18 protein-coding genes are annotated in these 18,383 nt (G+C 57.4%); 6 read left to right on the top strand and 12 right to left on the bottom strand.

All coding sequences use genetic code 11. The annotated features are described in order from the left end of the window. Nucleotides 1-116: 116 nt before the first annotated feature. The 6 genes from ypfH to dapA form a co-directional block, all read right to left on the bottom strand. Nucleotides 117-815, bottom strand: coding sequence for an esterase (ypfH, locus tag ABLU67_RS11835; RefSeq protein ID WP_004853078.1), 699 nt, complete (start codon nt 813-815; stop codon nt 117-119). A 77-nt stretch (nt 816-892) separates the two neighbouring features. Further along, nucleotides 893-2,893 carry a GNAT family N-acetyltransferase gene (locus tag ABLU67_RS11830; protein WP_048260611.1) on the bottom strand — a complete coding sequence of 667 codons (2,001 nt, stop codon included), beginning with the start codon at nt 2,891-2,893 and terminating at the stop codon, nt 893-895. Between the two features lie 12 nt (nt 2,894-2,905). Next, on the bottom strand, nt 2,906-3,772 hold the full coding sequence (locus tag ABLU67_RS11825; protein WP_014839185.1) for a neutral zinc metallopeptidase: 867 nt from the start codon (nt 3,770-3,772) through the stop codon (nt 2,906-2,908). Nucleotides 3,773-3,892: 120 nt separating this feature from the next. Continuing rightward, nucleotides 3,893-4,606 carry a phosphoribosylaminoimidazolesuccinocarboxamide synthase gene (gene purC / locus ABLU67_RS11820; RefSeq protein ID WP_004104417.1) on the bottom strand — a complete coding sequence of 238 codons (714 nt, stop codon included), beginning with the start codon at nt 4,604-4,606 and terminating at the stop codon, nt 3,893-3,895. A gap of 108 nt (nt 4,607-4,714) precedes the next feature. Continuing rightward, the gene (gene bamC, locus ABLU67_RS11815; protein ID WP_004853085.1) at nt 4,715-5,749 is read right to left on the bottom strand and encodes an outer membrane protein assembly factor BamC; all 1,035 of its coding nucleotides are present in this window, start codon (nt 5,747-5,749) and stop codon (nt 4,715-4,717) included. 16 nt (nt 5,750-5,765) lie between these two features. Beyond that, nucleotides 5,766-6,644: a 4-hydroxy-tetrahydrodipicolinate synthase gene (dapA, locus tag ABLU67_RS11810; RefSeq protein ID WP_004853086.1), complete on the bottom strand. Its 879-nt coding sequence runs from the start codon at nt 6,642-6,644 to the stop codon at nt 5,766-5,768. Nucleotides 6,645-6,797: 153 nt separating this feature from the next. On the opposite strand from dapA, the gene ABLU67_RS11805 reads away from it, so the two are divergent. Then, entirely contained in the window at nt 6,798-7,367 is a 570-nt protein-coding gene (locus tag ABLU67_RS11805; RefSeq protein WP_004123480.1) for a glycine cleavage system transcriptional repressor, read from the top strand. A gap of 3 nt (nt 7,368-7,370) precedes the next feature. Beyond that, nucleotides 7,371-7,841, top strand: coding sequence for a thioredoxin-dependent thiol peroxidase (gene bcp / locus ABLU67_RS11800; protein WP_004104423.1), 471 nt, complete (start codon nt 7,371-7,373; stop codon nt 7,839-7,841). 78 nt (nt 7,842-7,919) lie between these two features. On the opposite strand, the gene ABLU67_RS11795 is transcribed toward bcp, so the two are convergent. Then, nucleotides 7,920-8,987, bottom strand: coding sequence for an AI-2E family transporter (locus tag ABLU67_RS11795; RefSeq protein ID WP_102803369.1), 1,068 nt, complete (start codon nt 8,985-8,987; stop codon nt 7,920-7,922). Between the two features lie 229 nt (nt 8,988-9,216). Here ABLU67_RS11795 and bepA point away from each other — a divergent pair, with 229 nt between their 5' ends. Both bepA and arsC read left to right on the top strand, forming a co-directional pair. After that, nucleotides 9,217-10,680: a beta-barrel assembly-enhancing protease gene (gene bepA, locus ABLU67_RS11790; protein ID WP_004853093.1), complete on the top strand. Its 1,464-nt coding sequence runs from the start codon at nt 9,217-9,219 to the stop codon at nt 10,678-10,680. Between the two features lie 9 nt (nt 10,681-10,689). Further along, nucleotides 10,690-11,049: an arsenate reductase (glutaredoxin) gene (gene arsC, locus ABLU67_RS11785; RefSeq protein WP_004853095.1), complete on the top strand. Its 360-nt coding sequence runs from the start codon at nt 10,690-10,692 to the stop codon at nt 11,047-11,049. A gap of 26 nt (nt 11,050-11,075) precedes the next feature. Here the strand turns inward: arsC and ABLU67_RS11780 are convergent, their stop codons facing one another. From ABLU67_RS11780 to bglK, 5 genes are all read right to left on the bottom strand, one after another. After that, complete coding sequence (locus ABLU67_RS11780) at nt 11,076-11,777, bottom strand: DnaA inactivator Hda (RefSeq protein WP_211800913.1); 702 nt, start codon at nt 11,775-11,777, stop codon at nt 11,076-11,078. Nucleotides 11,778-11,872: 95 nt separating this feature from the next. Continuing rightward, nucleotides 11,873-13,162 carry a uracil permease gene (gene uraA / locus ABLU67_RS11775; protein ID WP_004853099.1) on the bottom strand — a complete coding sequence of 430 codons (1,290 nt, stop codon included), beginning with the start codon at nt 13,160-13,162 and terminating at the stop codon, nt 11,873-11,875. Nucleotides 13,163-13,258: 96 nt separating this feature from the next. Further along, nucleotides 13,259-13,885: a uracil phosphoribosyltransferase gene (gene upp, locus ABLU67_RS11770; protein ID WP_004123492.1), complete on the bottom strand. Its 627-nt coding sequence runs from the start codon at nt 13,883-13,885 to the stop codon at nt 13,259-13,261. Nucleotides 13,886-14,067: 182 nt separating this feature from the next. Continuing rightward, on the bottom strand, nt 14,068-15,498 hold the full coding sequence (locus ABLU67_RS11765; protein WP_014230344.1) for a 6-phospho-beta-glucosidase: 1,431 nt from the start codon (nt 15,496-15,498) through the stop codon (nt 14,068-14,070). Nucleotides 15,499-15,507: 9 nt separating this feature from the next. Then, nucleotides 15,508-16,401, bottom strand: a complete 894-nt coding sequence (gene bglK / locus ABLU67_RS11760) for a beta-glucoside kinase BglK (RefSeq protein WP_224384633.1) — start codon at nt 16,399-16,401, stop codon at nt 15,508-15,510. A 265-nt stretch (nt 16,402-16,666) separates the two neighbouring features. Between bglK and purM the strand changes: the two genes are divergently transcribed. Together purM and purN are read left to right on the top strand one after the other, a co-directional pair. Beyond that, on the top strand, nt 16,667-17,704 hold the full coding sequence (gene purM / locus ABLU67_RS11755) for a phosphoribosylformylglycinamidine cyclo-ligase (protein ID WP_046878248.1): 1,038 nt from the start codon (nt 16,667-16,669) through the stop codon (nt 17,702-17,704). Next, nucleotides 17,701-18,342, top strand: coding sequence for a phosphoribosylglycinamide formyltransferase (gene purN, locus ABLU67_RS11750; RefSeq protein WP_004853109.1), 642 nt, complete (start codon nt 17,701-17,703; stop codon nt 18,340-18,342). Before purM ends, purN begins: the two co-directional genes overlap by 4 nt. Nucleotides 18,343-18,383: the final 41 nt, after the last annotated feature.

Genomic DNA, 18,383 nt, shown 5'->3' with positions numbered 1-18,383 from the left:
CTGCGCTCTTTTCCCGGGGGCGGCGCTTAACGCGCCTTGCCCGGGCTACGGGTTTCCAGCTCGTCTGCAGGTCCGGTAGCCCGGACAGGCGCATCGCGCCGCCTCCGGGTTTATTATCACAGCAGTTCAATAATATCGCTGTCTTTCGGCGTGCTGCCGCTGAGGGCTTCGTCGAAATAGTGCTTCGGTACGGTAAAGCGCAGATGATCGAGGGCAAACTGCATACTGCGATCGTCAATCGCGTGCCCCAGATCTTCAACAATATCCAGCGTCACGTCACCGCCGGCCTGCTGCAGCGCCTCCTGCCCCGCTACCGCCCACGCCAGATCGATCACCCGATCTTCACCGCCGTGGATCAGGTGAACAGTGGTCGCGGTCGTCGCGGTCTCCGGCAGCGTCGCATAGCGGCCGTTAAAGGCGATCACCCGCGATGCCAGACCCGGCTCGGCTTTAATGCTCTCCAGCGACATAATCGCCCCCTGTGAGAAGCCGATCAGCGCCGTCGCCTGCGGGCTGACGCCGCTCTGCTGTTGCCAGTAGCGCACCGTTTCAATAAAGGTCGGCATGATGGCATCCACCCGCTGCTGGCGATTTTCTTCGCTAACGCCCTGCACGGAAAACCACTGGCGTCCCGGAGGCGGACCGCACGGCTCAGCGCCGCCGATACTGACAATCAGCGCATCGGGAAACAGCGGCGCAAACCAGCTACCGATTTGCCCCATGGCCACCGGGTTATCGCCGACGCCATGAAACAGCAGCAGCAGTTGCTGTGCAGGTGTCGCGGGGCTCTGAACAATAAAATGATCGTGTTTCATGGCTGTCTCCTTAATGTCTGCAAGGAAGTTTACGCCGCAGGCGAAATATGACCATGCCATTTAACTGAAGGAGTTAGTTAAAAAAATTGCAGCATTTTAACCTGCCGGCGCAGGTCGTTGGCGCGGTTTTCATCCAGGCTGAGCAGCGCCTGCGCCGCCTCTTCGCGCAGCCTGGCCAGCAGCGCTTTCCGTCCGGATAAGCCTAACGTCCGGCAAAGCGCGGCCTCATCCTGCTGCTGCAGGCGGGCCCGCAGCGCCGGAAGCGGCAGCTCCACCAATATAAGCAGGCGATTGAGGCTACCCGCCGAGGTCAGCAGCGGACGATGGGCAAAAGCAAAACCCGCCACCTCCAGCCAGTCTTCTTCAGTAAGAATAGTCGCTTTCAGCGCCGTCAGCGGCACAGGTTCATCTCGCCACTCGCGCAGCCAGAATTCGTCGCGCTGCAGCCGTTGGGCTTCTTCGCTTGCCAGGCGATGGCCCGCTTCGCTGAGAGGATAGAGCGCCATCGCGGTGTAACAGCCGCTGCTGGCTTCCCGATGCGTGCCCAGCCGCACCAGCGTAAAACCGCAGCGTTGCCAGAAACGCCACAGCTCAGGCGTGTAGCCAAAACTCACCGAGAGATAATCCCGGTCCGCAGCCTGCGACGCCGCCCGGGCCACCAGCCGCTGCCCCAGCCCTTCGCGCTGGCGAGCCGGATGCACGGCAATACGGCTGATGCGCAGCCCCGCCAACGTAGCCGCCAGTGGGCTACCGCCGTGTGCCGCCAGCGACTGCGCCACCAGATTGCCGCGCGGACGACGATAGCCGGCCCACACCGCCTGGCTAAGCGGCGGCTCAAGACCACCCTCCTCCACCAGCCATAGCGCTCCGGCGATGCGCTCCCCGCCGCGGGCGCAGGTAAAATGCTGCCCCGGCGCATCCATCATGCGCCGGAGGTCCAGCGGCGAGGTGCGATAGTGGGCCCCGGAGAGCAGCTGATACATCGCTTCCGGTAACGCAGACTGTCGCCGCCAGCTCTCCTGGCTGACGCTTTCCAGCACGATATCGCCGCCTGGCGCGTGCTGAAAGGTCTCGTCGTTGAACAGCAGCAGCCGCGCAATCGCCGCCTCCAGCGGGCAGCCGCTTGCCCAACGGATGGGCGTCGTCAGGCTAAACTGCCGTAAGTGCGCAAAACTGGCGCAAAACTTAAGCAAAAAGCCGCGTCCCGTCCCCTCGTACCCCTGAACGGTAGTGGTCAACAGCGTCCTCGGGAAGCGGGAGACCAGCTGGCGCAGCAGCGGCCCGGGGATGGCCGCGGCCTCATCGACAATCAGCCATCCGGCGGTGCAGCCGGAAGCCAGCAATGCGTCGGGGGCCATAAAGCGGAAAGCCTCCCCGGCGAATGTCGCCATCACCTCCGCTGCTCCCCGCGTCGGTGCCGTGACGATGGCATCTCCCCCCAGATGGCGAATAAGCATTCCCGCGAGCGCGGACTTGCCTCGCCCGCGCTCGGCGGTTAGCGCCGCAATACCGGGAGGGAACCGGGCCAGTTCGGCAAGCACGACAGCCTGCTCCGCCTGCGGATGTCCGTCGGCGGGATGCCATGGCGGGCGCACGGGTAACGCGGGCACCGCAAGTTCATTGCCCTGCCGCCAGAGAATGGACGCGTTATCCGCACTAATCTGTTGGCAAAAACGATAAACAAAATTCGGCGTAGGGATGGGGTCGGGAGCGTCGCTCCAGCGCAGAGAATCCGCATCAGGACGGGCCGGCCATTGCGCAAAGTCGGGGGTGAGCAATACCAGCCAGCTTCCGGCGCGCAGCGTACCGGCTAATGCGGCAAAGGCCGCCACATCAAAACCCTCGCGGGCATCGAAAAAGGCGTGCTGGAATTCGCGGCCCAGCAGCGATTTCAGGGCAGCAGACGAGACGTACGGCTCGGGCATCGGACGCGGGCCGACCCACAGCCCGTCGCCCGCCAGCGCGGTACGTACTCTTTGCGCCTGACGCAGGGTCCAGGCATCGTCGCCGCTGAGGACCAGCAGACGACGAACGCCTTCGCGCGCCATCTGCGCCGTCAGGTGACGCAGTTCATCCATGACAACAGAGCATTACAGCGCGTTGCCGAAGGTGTTGCACTGCGCCGGGTCGCCGCTATCGAAACCGCGTTTAAACCAGGTATAGCGCTGCTGCGAAGTTCCGTGGGTAAAGCTGTCCGGCACGACGCGCCCCTGGCTCTGCTGCTGCAGGCGATCGTCGCCAATCGCCTCTGCGGCATTCAGCGCTTCCTGCAGATCGCCGGTCTCCATGTAGTCTTGCTTCTGCATGTTGTAGCCCCAGACGCCGGCAAAGCAGTCCGCCTGTAGCTCCATTTTTACCGACAGACGGTTCGCTTCCGCCTGCGAAGCGTTTTGCTGCAGCTGGCGCACTTTCGATTCAATACCCAACAGCTTTTGTACGTGATGGCCAACCTCGTGGGCGATAACGTAACCCTGCGCGAAATCGCCGCCGGCGCCAAGCTTGTTTCTCATCTCATCGTAGAATGACAGGTCGATATACACCGTGCTGTCCGCAGGGCAGTAAAAAGGCCCCATGACCGATTGACCGGTGCCGCAGGCGGTCCGCGTCGCGCCGCGGTACATCACCAGTTTGGGCTGCGGATACTGACGGCCCATATCTTTAAAAATAGCGCCCCAGGTATCTTCCGTGTCCGCCAGAATCACCTTCGTGAATTTCGCGGCCTCTTCATCCTGCGGGCTAATGGAGCGTTGGGTGGTTTGCTGTTGAGATACCGGCTCGCCGGTCAGCATGCCGGTTAAATCCACGCCGTAATAGCCCGCCACCAGAACAATAATCAGCAGTACAATGCCGCCTTTACCGCTGGGGAGACGAAAACCGCCTCCGCCGCCCATCGGTGAACCAGATTGACCACGACGATCTTCCACATTGTCGCTCTCGCGACGTCCTTGCCAGCGCATAAGCACCTCAATTCATCATATTAACCAATGAATAAGATCGTAGGCGGTTCAGCGGAGGATTACCACAGGAAACAGCAAGAAGAGCGCCAGAAGAAGAAAACTTCTTCTGGCGTCGGGGGATTAGTCGAGCTTCACGCCCAGGCGATGAGCGACTTCTTCGTAGGCTTCAATCAGGCCGCCAAGGCTCTGGCGGAAGCGGTCTTTGTCCATTTTATCCATGGTTTTTTTATCCCACAGACGGCTGCCGTCCGGAGAGAATTCATCCCCCAGCACCACTTCGCCTTTGAACAAACCGAACTCCAGCTTGAAGTCCACCAGGATCAGGCCCGCATCGTCAAACAGCTTTTTCAGCACATCGTTAGCTTTGTAGGTCAGCTCCTGCATACGCGCCAGGTTCTCTTTGCTCACCCAGCCAAAGGTTTCACAGTAGGATTCGTTGACCATCGGGTCGTGCATGGCGTCGTTCTTCAGGAACAGGTCGAACAGCGGCGGGTTCAGCTCGATGCCCTCTTCAATCCCTAAGCGTTTCACCAGCGAACCGGCAGCGCGGTTGCGCACCACACACTCCACCGGCACCATATCCAGCTTTTTAACCAGACACTCGGTATCGGACAACAGCGCTTCCATCTGGGTCGGGATACCCGCTTCCGCCAGCTTGCTCATAATGAAATGGTTGAACTTGTTGTTCACCATGCCTTTACGATCGAACTGCTCAATGCGAGCGCCGTCCCCTGCTGACGTATCGTTACGGAATTCGAGTATCAACAGATCCGGGTTTTCGGTGCTGTATACCGTCTTCGCTTTACCACGATACAACTCAGCTTGCTTTTGCATCTTTGTCACTCCAGTGATGATTAACGATAAAAATTTGTGCTTTTCTGCTGACGCACACGTTTGCGTCACTATACATTAAAAAGGGCCGGATTGCTCCAGCCCTGTTAATTACTTACTTAATGCGGCCTGGAATACGGCAACCAGGGCATCATTTTGCGACTGCGTCAGCGTATGGCCTTTCGGGTCGATGAACTGCAGACTGCTGCGGTTATCGAGGTCCCCGACCTGCAGTTTATAATCGCCGGAAACCAGCTGCGGGTCGCGGGCGCCCAGATCGGTCCAGCCGCTGTCGGAAAGCGGTTTGTAGGTGACGGAGAAGCTGCCCTGAGAACGAGAGCTATCGGTGACCTTCATGCCCACTTTTTCCAGCGCGCCCGGCAGGCGTTGCCACACCAGGTTAAACGGCGCGCGAACGATCAGCATCGGCAGGCCGGTATCATCAGCGCCGCTCTGCACGTCGAAGGTCGCCCCGGCGTTTTTCTGCGCGGCGTTCTGCGCGCTGGTGGCGTTCAGATCCAGACCTTCGGAGATGACGTTCAGCATGGCGGTACTGTAGCGCTGCAGCGAAGCCGGATCGGCAACAGGTTTACCCGCCTGCTCCAGATTCACCAGCTTCACGATCACCGCCTGCTGATAGCCCTGCTGCTTAACTGAGATTTGATAGCGACCACGATACTGCTGGTCTTCATCGAGGCGATTCCATTCGACCCAGTCGGTATTCAGCGTCTGGCTGGCATCGTCGCGTTTCGCGATAGTGTAGTTTTTCGACTGCACGATGCTTGCCACCTGCGCCCACAGCGAACCACTGCGTCCGTTTTCCACCATCAGCGTCGCGGTATCACCGTTAAACTGCGTACGCGCACCGCTGACCAGCGCCAGTGGCTGGGCCGGCGGACGAATGTCCAGGGCTTTGCCAGTGTTACCGGTGCTGGTCGCAACCGGAATATTATAATCACCCACCTGAATCGGCAGGATCATCCCTGCTGGCGCGTGAAGTTCACTAAGCGGCGTAGCCTGCAAATAGGCCTCGTCGCCGCTCACCTGACGCTTGTAGCGCGAGTCAGAACTACAGGCCGCGAGGAGTAGAACCAGCGAAACACCCGCAACCTTCGCCAGGCGCGACTTCTGTACTGAGTAAGCCATCAAATCTCCCTAAACTTTACAGCAAACCGGCATGCTTCAGCGCTGCGGTCACAACCTTAATACCGTTTTCGGTAATCGGGGTCATCGGCAGGCGTAGCGTATCGGTCGCCACAAGACCCAACGCCTTACAGGCCCATTTGACCGGAATAGGGTTGGGTTCGACAAATAATTTGGTATGCAATGGCATCAGACGCTGGTTAATCGCACGAGCTTCGGCAAATTGACCTGCTAGCGCCAGTCGGCACATCTCGGCCATTTCGCGCGCCGCAACGTTTGTCGTTACGGAAATCACGCCATGACCGCCAAGCTGCATAAAGTCCATTCCGGTCGCGTCATCGCCGCTCAGCAGAATAAAGTCATCTGAAACCAGCTCTTTGATCTGATGAACGCGGCTTAAGTTCCCCGTCGCTTCCTTAATACCGATAATATTTTTAATTTCCGCCAGACGACCAACGGTTTCAGGCAGCATATCGCAACCGGTACGGGACGGCACATTATACAGGATTTGCGGCAGGTCAGTATGTTCTGCGATAGCTTTAAAGTGTTGGAACAGCCCTTCCTGGGTCGGACGGTTGTAATACGGCGTTACCGTCAGGCAGCCAACCACGCCGCTATCGTTAAATCGCTTGGTCAGGCTAATCGCCTCTGCGGTTGCATTTGCACCGGTACCGGCAATGACCGGGATACGCCCGTCGGCCAGCTCCAGCGTCTGCATCACCACATCACCATGCTCTTCATGGCTCAATGTTGCGGACTCTCCGGTAGTCCCTACCGAAACGATCGCCGAGGTTCCGCTGGCGACATGATAATCAATCAGTTTTTTCAGGCTTGACCGGCAGACGTTGCCGTTTTCATCCATTGGCGTGACAAGCGCTACAATACTTCCCGTAAACATGGGCCATCCTCAGAGCATAAGTGGGACAAGATTCTCAATGTTACGTTTGGAGTCGTAATAAAAGCAAGAGACCCGATGCCATCAGGGATGTTGTATGCCGGTTTTTTTTATGCTTTCCTAACGTTACCTCACCTTTTTAAAGGAAGAACAGGTTTGACAGCCTCATTACAACACTATCTGGTTATTACCGCGTTGGGTGCTGACCGCCCAGGCATCGTGAATACGATCACTCGTCACGTCAGCAGCTGCGGCTGTAATATTGAAGACAGTCGGCTGGCCATGCTTGGCGATGAGTTTACGTTTATCATGCTGCTTTCCGGCTCGTGGAATGCAATTAACCTGATTGAATCCACTCTGCCGCTGAAAGGCGCAGAGCTGGATCTGCTTATCGTGATGAAGCGTACAACCGCGAGACCGCCTCAGGCGATGCAGAACACCGTCTGGGTTCAGGTTGAGGTGCCGGATTCGCCGCATATCATTGAGCGGTTTACGGCGCTGTGCGATACGTGGAAAATGAACATTGCCGAGCTGGTTTCCCGCACTCAGCCCGGAGCGAACGACGAGTCAGCACAGCTTTTTATTCAAATCACCGCCCACAGCCCGACTACGCAAAATGCATCAAATATCGAACAAGCGTTCAAAGCCCTATGTACAGAACTGAATGCACAAGGCAGTATTAACATTGTTAATTATTCACAGCATGATGAACAGGATGGAGTTTGAGTGATGAACCCACTGAAAGCCGGTGATATTGCACCGAAATTTAGCTTACCGGACCAGGACGGCGAGGAAGTAAATTTGACCGACTTCCAGGGACAGCGTGTTCTGGTTTATTTTTATCCGAAAGCCATGACCCCGGGCTGCACCGTACAGGCGTGCGGTTTACGCGATAATATGGACGACCTGAAAAAAGCAGGCGTTGAAGTACTGGGTATCAGTACGGATAAACCAGAAAAACTCTCCCGTTTCGCCGAAAAAGAGCTGCTGAACTTCACTCTGCTGTCTGATGAAGATCATCAGGTATGCGAGCAGTTTGGTATCTGGGGTGAAAAAACCTTTATGGGGAAAACCTACGACGGTATCCATCGTATTAGCTTCCTCATCGACGCCAACGGCAAAATCGAACATGTGTTTGATGATTTCAAAACCAGCAATCACCACGACGTGGTGCTGAACTGGCTGAAAGAAAACGCCTGACGCTAAGATAAACGCAAGACGCCGGGTCGTTCTCAACCACCCGGCGTCTTTTTTTAGGGCATTCCTTGCGGCTTAGCGCTAATGCTCGTCTTCCATTATCAGGCCATCCGGCCAGGCGTGCACCACCGCTTTGATGAGCGTCGCCAGCGGAATAGCGAAGAACACGCCCCAGAATCCCCACAGACCGCCAAAAATAACCACCGACAGAATAATCACCAGCGGATGCAGGTTAACGGCTTCCGAGAAGAGTACCGGCACCAGCAGGTTGCCATCCAGCGCCTGAATAATCAGGTACACCGCAAACAGGCTCCAGAACTCGGTTCCCGCGCCAAACTGGAACAGCGCCACGCCCACCACCGGAATGGTGACCACAAACGCGCCGATATAGGGGATTAATACCGAGAACCCTACCAGCACCGCCAGCAGCAGCGAATAGTTGAGGCCAAAAAGGATAAAGCCAATCCACGTCGCCACGCCGACGACAATCATCTCCAGCACTTTACCGCGAATATAGTTGGTAATTTGCTGGTTCATCTCTTTCCATACCTGTCCGGCCAGGCCGCGGTTGCGCGGCAGCACCCGGCGTACGGCGTTAAGCATCTGCTCTTTATCTTTCAGCAGAAAGAAAACCATCAGCGGCACCAGCACCAGATAGACCGCCAGGGTCAGCAGCCCGACCAGGGAGGCCAGCGAATATTTCACCACCGAGTCGCCGACGGTTAACATGCGGCTGCGCATATTCTCCGCCATCGCGTCGATAATGCCGGCATCCATGAGGGCCGGATAACGGCGCGGCACCGTGGCGGCGAAATCGGAAAGTTTATTCAGCATCCCGGGCATATCGCGAATCAGATAAATGCCCTGCTGCCAGGCAACCGGCATCACCACAAACGCCATCAGCAGCAGAATGCCGACGAACAGAATCAGAACGACCGAGGTGGCCCAGGTACGTGAAAACCCGATACGCTCCAGTCTGACGGTGGGCCACTCCAGCAGATAGGCCAGAACAATCGACACTAACAAAGGCGCCAGCAGGCCGCTGAAGAAAAACATAATGCCGAACCCAGCCAGCAAAATGACCAGCAGCGCTATCGCCTCCGGGTCGCTGAACCGACGACGGTACCACTGCATTAACATCTGGAGCATAAAACCCTTCCCTGAAGAGCGGAGCTGTAACAATCTCAGGAATTGTATCGAAATGTCACAAAAAAGACTTCGCTTTTTATGGGTAAAACCACAAACATTACTGGCCGGATGAATATCATATTTGCAACGCCGCGAACGACGGCTAAACTCGCTGGACCTGCTTGCGGTCAGGGAACATTACGCCGCACAATCGGTCAAACTGGCACACCTACATTACAGGACAGAGGTTATGTTCAGGCAGTTGAAGAAAACGCTGGTGGCGACCGTCATAGCGTCGCTGACGCTGGGTTCAATATTACCTGCTTTTGCCGATACCGCAGACACTCTGCCGGACATGGGCACCTCCGCAGGAAGCACGCTCTCCATCGGCCAGGAAATGCAGATGGGAGATTACTACGTGCGCCAGCTGCGCGGCAGCGCGCCGTTAATCAACGATCCGCTGCTGGTGCAGTATATTAACGGTTTAGGCATGCGCCTGGTGTCGCACGCCAATTCCGTTCGCACCCCGTTCCACTTTTATCTGATTAATAACGATCAAATAAACGCCTTTGCTTTCTTCGGCGGTAACGTCGTACTGCACTCGGCCCTGTTCCGCTACTCGGATAATGAAAGCGAGCTGGCGTCGGTAATGGCGCACGAAATTTCTCACGTCACCCAGCGCCATCTCGCCCGCGCGATGGAAGACCAAAAGCGTAACGCTCCGCTGACCTGGGTCGGCGCGCTGGGGTCGATTCTGCTGGCGATGGCCAGCCCGCAGGCCGGGATGGCCGCGCTGACCGGCACCCTGGCGGGCAGCCAGCAGGGGCTGATCAGCTTTACCCGTCAAAACGAAGAAGAGGCCGACCGCATTGGCATTCAGGTCCTTCAGCGCTCCGGGTTCGACCCGCAGGCAATGCCGGCGTTTATGGGTAAGCTGCTCGACGAGTCGCGCTACTCCACCCGGCCGCCGGAAATGCTGCTGACCCACCCCTTACCGGAAAGCCGTCTCGCCGACGCCCGCAACCGTGCGAACCAGATGCGCCCGGTTGTGGTGCAGTCCTCCGCTGACTTCTACCTGGCGAAGGCCAGAACGCTGGGCATGTACACCTCCGGCGACAATAAGCTGGGCAACGACCTGCTGAGCAGCTGGGAAAAAGGCAATATTCGCGAGCAGCACGCCGCCCAGTACGGCCGCGCGCTGCTGGCCATGGGCAATAACAATTACGATCTGGCGCGCAAAACGCTGCAGCCGCTGCTGAGCGCCGAACCGCAGAACGCCTGGTACCTTGACCTGGCGACCGATATCGATCTCGGGCAAAAGAGAGCCACAGACGCGATTAATCGCCTGAAGGGCGCCCGCGAGCTGCGTACTAATCCGGTGCTGCAGCTCAACCTCGCCAACGCCCTGCTGGAAGGCGGGCAGCCGGGGGAAGCGGCGACGATCCTTAACCGCTATACCTTCAATAATAAAGATGACGTCAATGGTTGGGATTTGCTGGCGCAAGCGGAAGCTAAACTGGGAAATCGCGATCAGGAGCTGGCAGCCCGAGCGGAAGGCATGGCGCTGGTTGGCCGACTCGATCAGGCCATTACCCTGCTCAGCAGCGCCAGCTCACAGGTAAAATTAGGCAGCCTGCAGCAGGCCCGCTACGATGCGCGTATCGATCAGCTGCGTCAGCTGCAGGAACGCTTCAAACCGTACCAGAAAATGTAAGGAGACCTCATGTCCGATACGGTCAAAATCTATCACAACCCGCGCTGCTCCAAGAGTCGCGACACGCTGAGCCTGCTGAAGGCTAACGGCATCGACCCCGAAGTGGTGCTCTATCTGGAGACGCCGCCGGATGCCGCCACGCTGCGCCAGCTGCTGAAGATGTTGGGGATGGCCAGCGCGCGCGACTTAATGCGGCAGAAAGAAGATCTCTATAAATCCCTCGATCTCGCTAACCCGCAGCTGAGCGAAGATGCGCTGATCCAGGCGATGGTTGATAATCCAAAGCTGATTGAACGGCCTATCGTCGTTAGCCACGGCGAGGCCCGTATCGGTCGCCCGCCGGAGCAGGTTCTGGAAATCGTTAACTAAGTTGTCGATCCTCAGGCCGCGGCCCGCTAAAGCTTGAGGATCTCTTTCACGAAAGGAATGGTCAGCTTGCGCTGGGCGGTAATGGAAGCGCGATCGAGCTGATCGAGCGTCATAAACAGCGAACGCATTTCGCGATCCAGCCGCTTAAGCAGGAACCGACAGACGTCTTCCGGCATTTCGAAACCGCGCAGTCTGGCGCGAAGCTGAAGCGCCTGGAGTTTGTCTTCATCCGACAGCGGCTGCAGCTTGTAGATTTGCCCCCAGTCAAGACGCGAAGCCAGATCCGGCAGGCCAAGCTTGAGCTGGCGCGGCGGTCGGTCGCCGGTAATCAGCAGCCGGGTTTTACCGGACTCGAGAATGCGGTTGTAGAGGTCGAAAATCGCCATTTCCCACAGTTCATCGCCCGCTACGCACTCAATATTATCGATACAAACCAGCGACAGGTGCTCCATCCCGTCCAGCACTTCAGGAACAAACCACGTCCGTTTATCCAGAGGTACGTAGCCCACCGCATCGCCGCGCTGAGAGAGCTCCGCGCAGGCCGCGTGCAGGAGATGGCTGCGCCCCGCCCCTTCCCGTGACCAGATGTAGATGTATCCGCTATGTTCCTGCCGCAGCACGTTCTGAAGGGCGGCAAGAAGAGAAGGGTTATCGCCCGGCCAGAAACTCGCGAAAGTTTCATCATCGGGAAGATACAGTGGCAAAGAGAGCTGTGCCGGTGCGTTCAGATGGACCTCAACATAGGCTTGCAGAAAAACGCGGAGAGTTTAGCACAGAAATACGCAAGGAGAGAACCGGGCAGGATCGCCGCCCGGTATAAGGATCAATGTTTTGCTTCTTCGCTATCCGCAGCGTCGAGAACCACCTCTTCCGGACGCAGCACGCTAATCAGTTTGAAGATCAGGCTCAGCCCGACGCCAACGATGGTCGCCAGCGCCATGCCTTTCAGCTCGGCGGCGCCGATATGCACTTTTGCCCCGCTGACGCCGATGATCAGGATAACGGAGGTCAGAATCAGGTTCTGCGCCTTGTTGTAATCAACTTTAGATTCGATCAGCACGCGGATACCCGAAGCGCCGATAACCCCGTACAGCAGCAGCGAGACGCCGCCCATTACCGGCAGCGGGATAATCTGGATCGCCGCCGCCAGCTTGCCGACGCAGGAGAGCAGAATCGCGATGATCGCCGCGCCGCCGATAACCCAGGTGCTGTAGACGCGGGTGATCGCCATCACGCCAATGTTCTCGCCGTAGGTGGTGTTTGGCGTGGAGCCAAAGAAGCCAGAGATCACCGTAGACAGGCCGTTGGCAAACATTGAACGATGCAGGCCCGGATCGCGGATCAGATCTTTTTTGACGATATTGGCCGTGACTACCAGATGTCCAACGTGCTCGGCGATCACCACCAGCGCGGCGGGGAGAATGGTGAAAATCGCAAACCATTCAAAGCGCGGGGTGTAGAAGGTCGGCAGCGCGAACCAGTGGGCCTCGGCGATGGGCGTGGTATCGACGACGCCCATCACGAAGGAGAGCGCGTAGCCGACCAGGACGCCGATTAAAATCGGGATAATCGCCAGGAAACCGCGGAACAGCACCGAACCGAAAACCGTCACCGCCAGCGTCACCATCGAAATAATAATGGTTTTGCTGTCCGGCGATTGCCCGTCAGCGGGCAGCAGACCGGCCATATTCGCCGCCACGCCCGCCAGCTCCAGGCCGATAACCGCGACAATCGCGCCCATCGCCGCCGGTGGGAACATCACGTCCAGCCAGCCGGTTCCGGCTTTTTTGACAATAAAGGAGACGATGCAAAACAGCACGCCGCACATGATAAAGCCGCCGAGAGCGACTTCGTAGCCCAGCGGCAGCAGAAGCAGCACCGGGGAGATAAACGCAAAGCTCGATCCGAGATAAGCCGGAATTTTGCCTTTGCAGATGAAAAGATATAACAGCGTTCCGATGCCGTTAAACAGCAGTACCGTGGCCGGGTTGATATGGAACAGAACGGGCACCAGTACCGTTGCGCCAAACATGGCGAACAGATGTTGCAAACTAAGCGGGATTGTCTGTAAAAGCGGCGGTCTTTCACTCACCCCGATAGCACGGCGCGTCATGGCATTTTCCTCTGAGAGTCGTTTGTTGATTGCTGTTGGTGTGTTTTTATTCAAAAAAAAGCCGACTCTCAAAGTCGGCTTTTTCTACTTCATCATTTATTTCGTACCAAAAATCTTATCGCCGGCGTCGCCGAGCCCCGGAATAATGTATCCGTGCTCGTTCAGGCCCTGGTCGATGGACGCGGTGTACAGCTCAACGTCCGGATGCGCTTTCTCCAGCGCGGCGATGCCTTCCGGCGCCGCCACCAGAACCAGCACCTTAATGCTGGAGCAGCCCGCTTTTTTCAGCAGGTCGATGGTGGCGATCATGGAGCCGCCGGTCGCCAGCATCGGGTCAACCACCAGCGCCATGCGTTCGTCGATGTTGGATACCAGCTTCTGGAAGTAAGGCACCGGCTCAAGGGTCTCTTCGTTACGATAGATGCCCACCACGCTGATACGCGCGCTCGGCACGTGCTCAAGCACGCCTTCCATCATCCCCAGACCCGCGCGCAGAATCGGCACTACGGTAATTTTCTTGCCTTTGATCTGCTCAATTTCTACCGGGCCGTTCCAGCCTTCGATGGTGACTTTTTCGGTCGCCAGATCGGAAGTAGCTTCATAAGTCAGTAAGCTGCCAACTTCTGAGGCGAGTTCACGGAAGCGTTTGGTGCTGATGTCGTGCTCACGCATCAGGCCCAGCTTGTGTTTGACGAGTGGGTGTTTCACTTCCACGATCTTCATTCTCTTTCTCCTCTGAGGGGCAGCCACAAAAAAAATCGCCGGATTATACCGCCTTTTTCCTTTTACGCCATAGCCGATATGTTTGACCGGGATCAACCAAAATGCTTTACGCTGCCTGAGCCAGTATAAGACAAAATAAAAAAACCCCGCGAAGGCGGGGCTGAATGGGGCTTTACGGCCGTTTATAGCTTTTCGCCGTTGCTGCCGATAACCTGCTGATACCAGGCAAAAGATTTCTTACGGCTACGCGCCAGCGTGCCGTTGCCCTCATTATCTTTATCCACGTAGATAAAGCCGTAGCGTTTTTTCATCTCACCGGTTCCCGCGGAAACCAGGTCGATACAGCCCCACGGGGTATAGCCCATCAGGTCGACGCCATCCTCAACAACCGCTTTTTTCATTTCGGCGATATGGGCGGAAAGGTAGTCAATACGATACTGGTCATCCACCGAGCCGTCCGCTTCGCGCACGTCGATGGCGCCAAAGCCGTTCTCCACAATAAACAGCGGCAGCTGGTAATGATCCCAGAACCAGTTCAGGGAGTAGCGCAGCCCGACCGGATCAATCTGCCAGCCCCAGTCTGACTTCTGCACGTACGGGTTGGAAACCAGGCTCTTGCTTTCATCGTAATCCAGCTGCGGATTATCATCCGTTGCTTTCGTGGCGAACGACATATAGTAGCTAAAGCCGATATAGTCGACGCAGCCCTGAGTCAGCGCCACGCGGTCTTCTTCGGTGATGTCCAGCGCAAAACCGCGACGCTCGAAGTAGTTCAGCAGGTGCTGCGGATAGCGGCCGCGCACGTGAACGTCGGTAAACCAGTAGCGGCGATGCATGGCGTTCATCGCCATCATCATGTCGTTGGGCGCGCAGCTCAGCGGGTAAATCGGACACATGGCGATCATGCAGCCAATCTGCAATGACGGGTTAATTTCGCGGGCGGCTTTAACCGCCAGCGCGCTGGCGACCAGCTCATAGTGCGCCGCCTGAAACATGACCGGCTCGCGGTCCTCCCCCGGCAGATATTTCAGTCCGGAGTTGGTGAACGGCGCAAAATCTTCGTGGAAGTTGGCCTGGTTATTGATCTCATTGAAGGTCATCCAGTACTTCACTTTGTGCTGGTAGCGGGTAAATACCACCCGGGCAAAGCGGACGAAGAAATCAATCAGTTTACGGTTACGCCAGCCGCCGTACTCCGTCACCAGATGGTACGGCATTTCGAAGTGGGAGAGCGTAATCACCGGCTCAATACCGTGCTTCAGGCACTCATCGAACAGGTCGTCGTAAAACTGCAGCCCGGCCTCGTTAGGTTCTTGCTCATCGCCCAGCGGAAAGATGCGCGTCCAGGCAATAGAGGTGCGGAAGCATTTGAAGCCCATTTCGGCAAACAGCCGAATGTCGTCTTTATAGCGATGATAAAAATCGATCGCTTCGTGGTTGGGGTAGTTTTTCCCCGGCAGCACGCCATCGGTGATTTCGCGCGGTACGCCGTGCGCGCCTGCGGTCATCACGTCGGCGACGCTCACCCCTTTACCACCCTCTTTCCAGCCGCCTTCCAGCTGATGCGCCGCCACCGCGCCGCCCCACAGAAAACCTTCTTTAAATCCGGACATGTTCTCTCCCTATGCGCAGTCGCCGCTCTGCGACCGGTATTGCTGATTGAAATGGTAAACCGCGCCTACCAGCCCGGCATCGTTGCCGTGGCTGACGGTGTCGATATATTCCGCAATGCCAAACCAGGCCAGATGTTCGCGCAGCAGCGCCAGAAAGCCCGGTCGTTCCACAATCCCGCCGCCGATCAAAATCGTTTGCGGGTCGAATAAGTTGACGAGGTTGTAAAGCCCGGTACCCAGGCCGTTAAAGAATTCAGCGACCAGACGTCGACAGGTGGCGTCGCCCGCATCGTAGCGGTCAAAAATCTCTTCGCCAGTGACGTCATCCAGCGCCTTGCCGATATGTTCAGCGTAGCGATGGCGCAGCACGCGCAGCGTGCAGTTTTCGTTCATCGAATAGCGCCGCACATCGCGGGTGCCCGGACGCGCGGTTTGCATATAGCCGAACTCGCCGGCGCGGAAGCGCGCGCCGTGGACCAGCTGGTTATTACAGAAAATCGCCCCGCCGATGCCGGTGCCGATGGTCAGGACCAGAAAGTTGCTCATGTCGGCGGCTTTACCCCGCCAGCGCTCGGCTAGCAGCACGCAGTTGGCATCATTCTCAATGGCCACGGGCAGGCGAACCTGCTGCTCAAGCCAGCGCTTGATGGCGAAGTTATCGAATTTACGGATGGCGCCACCCATTTCGATAAAGCCGGTGTGCGGGTTAACGTAGCCGGGCGCGCTGATTGCCACCCCTTCACACGCCGGGTGAGCGGCGATCCACGCCAGCGTCGCCTGCAGGATCTGGTCGCCGTCGCTGTCGACGATGTTCTGCTTTCCTTTCTCCAGCAGCGTGCCTTCGCGCGTCATTACCCCCATTTTTAACGCCGTGCCACCGATATCAAATGCGGCAATGTTCATCCTCAGCTTTCCTCCAGAATCCATCACATTCGCGGTTTATCTCTCCAGAAATCAGGAAAGAAACCGGTTTCACTGGCATGATGATTATTCCCGACAACGCTGGCAAGCAGAAGAATGTACCCGGTTTCATTTTCGTGAACAGTATCAAATTTGCGCACTTAACGGCCGTTTTGCATCGGCTGCAAAGCAGGCTCGCAAACGTTTGCTATCCCTGTTAGAATTGCGCCGTTTTTTATTGCTACCGCAAACGCGTGGAGACTTCGCAGTGACCGATAAAACCTCTCTCAGCTATAAAGATGCCGGCGTGGATATTGATGCAGGCAACGCTCTCGTCGACCGTATTAAGGGCGTGGTGAAGAAAACCCGCCGCCCGGAAGTGATGGGTGGACTGGGCGGATTCGGCGCGCTGTGCGCGCTGCCGCAGAAGTATCGCGAACCGGTTCTGGTCTCCGGCACCGACGGCGTCGGCACCAAGCTGCGTCTGGCGATGGACCTCAAGCGTCACGACACTATCGGTATCGACCTGGTCGCTATGTGCGTAAACGACCTCGTGGTTCAGGGCGCAGAGCCGCTGTTCTTCCTTGATTACTACGCGACCGGCAAACTGGATGTCGATACTGCGTCGAGCGTAATCAGCGGCATTGCCGAAGGTTGTCTGCAGTCAGGCTGCGCGCTGGTGGGCGGCGAGACGGCGGAAATGCCGGGCATGTACCACGGCGAAGATTATGACGTGGCCGGTTTCTGCGTTGGGGTAGTAGAAAAATCAGAAATTATCGACGGCAGCAAAGTGGCCGATGGCGACGTGCTGGTGGCGCTGGCTTCCAGCGGCCCGCACTCTAACGGCTACTCTCTGGTGCGCAAAATTATCGAAGTCAGCGGCGTTGACCCGCAAACCACCGATCTCAACGGTAAGCCGCTGGCCGACCATCTGCTGGCGCCGACCCGCATTTATGTGAAATCCGTACTCGACCTGATCGCCAACGTTGACGTGCACGCCATCGCCCACCTGACCGGCGGCGGCTTCTGGGAAAACATCCCGCGCGTGCTGCCGGACAACACCCAGGCGGTCATTGATGAATCCTCCTGGCAGTGGCCGGACGTGTTCAACTGGCTGCAAACCGCGGGTAACGTTAGCAGCCACGAAATGTATCGCACCTTTAACTGCGGCGTCGGCATGGTCATCGCGCTGCCGGCGGAAGAGGCGGATAAAGCCATTGCCTTCCTGAACGACAAAGGTGAAAGCGCGTGGAAAATAGGGTATATCAAAGCCTCTGATTCCGAACAGCGTGTGGTCATTGAATGAAAAACATCGTGGTGCTGATTTCCGGTAACGGTAGCAACCTGCAGGCGATTATTGACGCCTGCGCCCGGAAAAAAATCAACGGCACCCTGCGTGCAGTCTTCAGCAACAAGGCCGACGCGTTCGGCCTTGAGCGCGCGCGCGCGGCCAATATTCCGGCTCACGCGCTCGCCGCCAGCCAGTTTGCCAACCGAGAAGCTTTCGACCGCGAGCTGATGCACGAGATCGATGCTTACGCGCCGGATCTGGTGGTTCTCGCCGGCTACATGCGTATTCTTAGCCCGGCTTTTGTCGCCCACTACCAGGGGCGCATGCTGAATATCCACCCTTCCCTGCTGCCAAAATATCCGGGGCTGCACACCCATCGTCAGGCGCTGGAAAATGGCGATGAGGAGCACGGGACGTCGGTGCATTTTGTGACCGATGAGCTGGACGGAGGTCCGGTGGTTCTGCAGGCAAAGGTACCGGTTTTCGCTGAAGATACCGAGGACGACATTACCGCCCGCGTACAGGCGCAGGAGCACGATATCTATCCCCTGGCTATCAGCTGGTTTGTCGACGGCCGCCTGCGCGCGGAAGGAAACGAAGCCTGGCTTGATAATGTTCCTCTTCCACCGCAGGGATATGCGGCAGAAGAGTAAACTTCCCCGCCTCTGGCGTCCGCTGGAGGCGTTTTTCATTA

Source organism: Klebsiella sp. GN_Kp190, assembly GCF_040061795.1.
Lineage (GTDB): Bacteria > Pseudomonadota > Gammaproteobacteria > Enterobacterales > Enterobacteriaceae > Klebsiella > Klebsiella michiganensis.
Note: the sequence above shows the minus strand (reverse complement) of the source record. Positions and strands in the feature narration are given on the sequence as shown.

Excerpts from the sequence above, each read along its gene's own strand:
- bamC (WP_004853085.1), bottom strand. The coding sequence starts at position 5,749 with ATGGCTTACTCAGTACAGAAGTCGCGCCTGGCGAAGGTTGCGGGTGTT.
- upp (WP_004123492.1), bottom strand. The coding sequence starts at position 13,885 with ATGAAGATCGTGGAAGTGAAACACCCACTCGTCAAACACAAGCTGGGC.
- purC (WP_004104417.1), bottom strand. The coding sequence starts at position 4,606 with ATGCAAAAGCAAGCTGAGTTGTATCGTGGTAAAGCGAAGACGGTATAC.
- bepA (WP_004853093.1), top strand. The coding sequence starts at position 9,217 with ATGTTCAGGCAGTTGAAGAAAACGCTGGTGGCGACCGTCATAGCGTCG.
- ypfH (WP_004853078.1), bottom strand. The coding sequence starts at position 815 with ATGAAACACGATCATTTTATTGTTCAGAGCCCCGCGACACCTGCACAG.
- purN (WP_004853109.1), top strand. The coding sequence starts at position 17,701 with ATGAAAAACATCGTGGTGCTGATTTCCGGTAACGGTAGCAACCTGCAG.
- uraA (WP_004853099.1), bottom strand. The coding sequence starts at position 13,162 with ATGACGCGCCGTGCTATCGGGGTGAGTGAAAGACCGCCGCTTTTACAG.
- ABLU67_RS11795 (WP_102803369.1), bottom strand. The coding sequence starts at position 8,987 with ATGCTCCAGATGTTAATGCAGTGGTACCGTCGTCGGTTCAGCGACCCG.
- dapA (WP_004853086.1), bottom strand. The coding sequence starts at position 6,644 with ATGTTTACGGGAAGTATTGTAGCGCTTGTCACGCCAATGGATGAAAAC.
- ABLU67_RS11825 (WP_014839185.1), bottom strand. The coding sequence starts at position 3,772 with ATGCGCTGGCAAGGACGTCGCGAGAGCGACAATGTGGAAGATCGTCGT.
- arsC (WP_004853095.1), top strand. The coding sequence starts at position 10,690 with ATGTCCGATACGGTCAAAATCTATCACAACCCGCGCTGCTCCAAGAGT.
- bglK (WP_224384633.1), bottom strand. The coding sequence starts at position 16,401 with ATGAACATTGCCGCATTTGATATCGGTGGCACGGCGTTAAAAATGGGG.
- ABLU67_RS11765 (WP_014230344.1), bottom strand. The coding sequence starts at position 15,498 with ATGTCCGGATTTAAAGAAGGTTTTCTGTGGGGCGGCGCGGTGGCGGCG.
- ABLU67_RS11830 (WP_048260611.1), bottom strand. The coding sequence starts at position 2,893 with ATGGATGAACTGCGTCACCTGACGGCGCAGATGGCGCGCGAAGGCGTT.
- bcp (WP_004104423.1), top strand. The coding sequence starts at position 7,371 with ATGAACCCACTGAAAGCCGGTGATATTGCACCGAAATTTAGCTTACCG.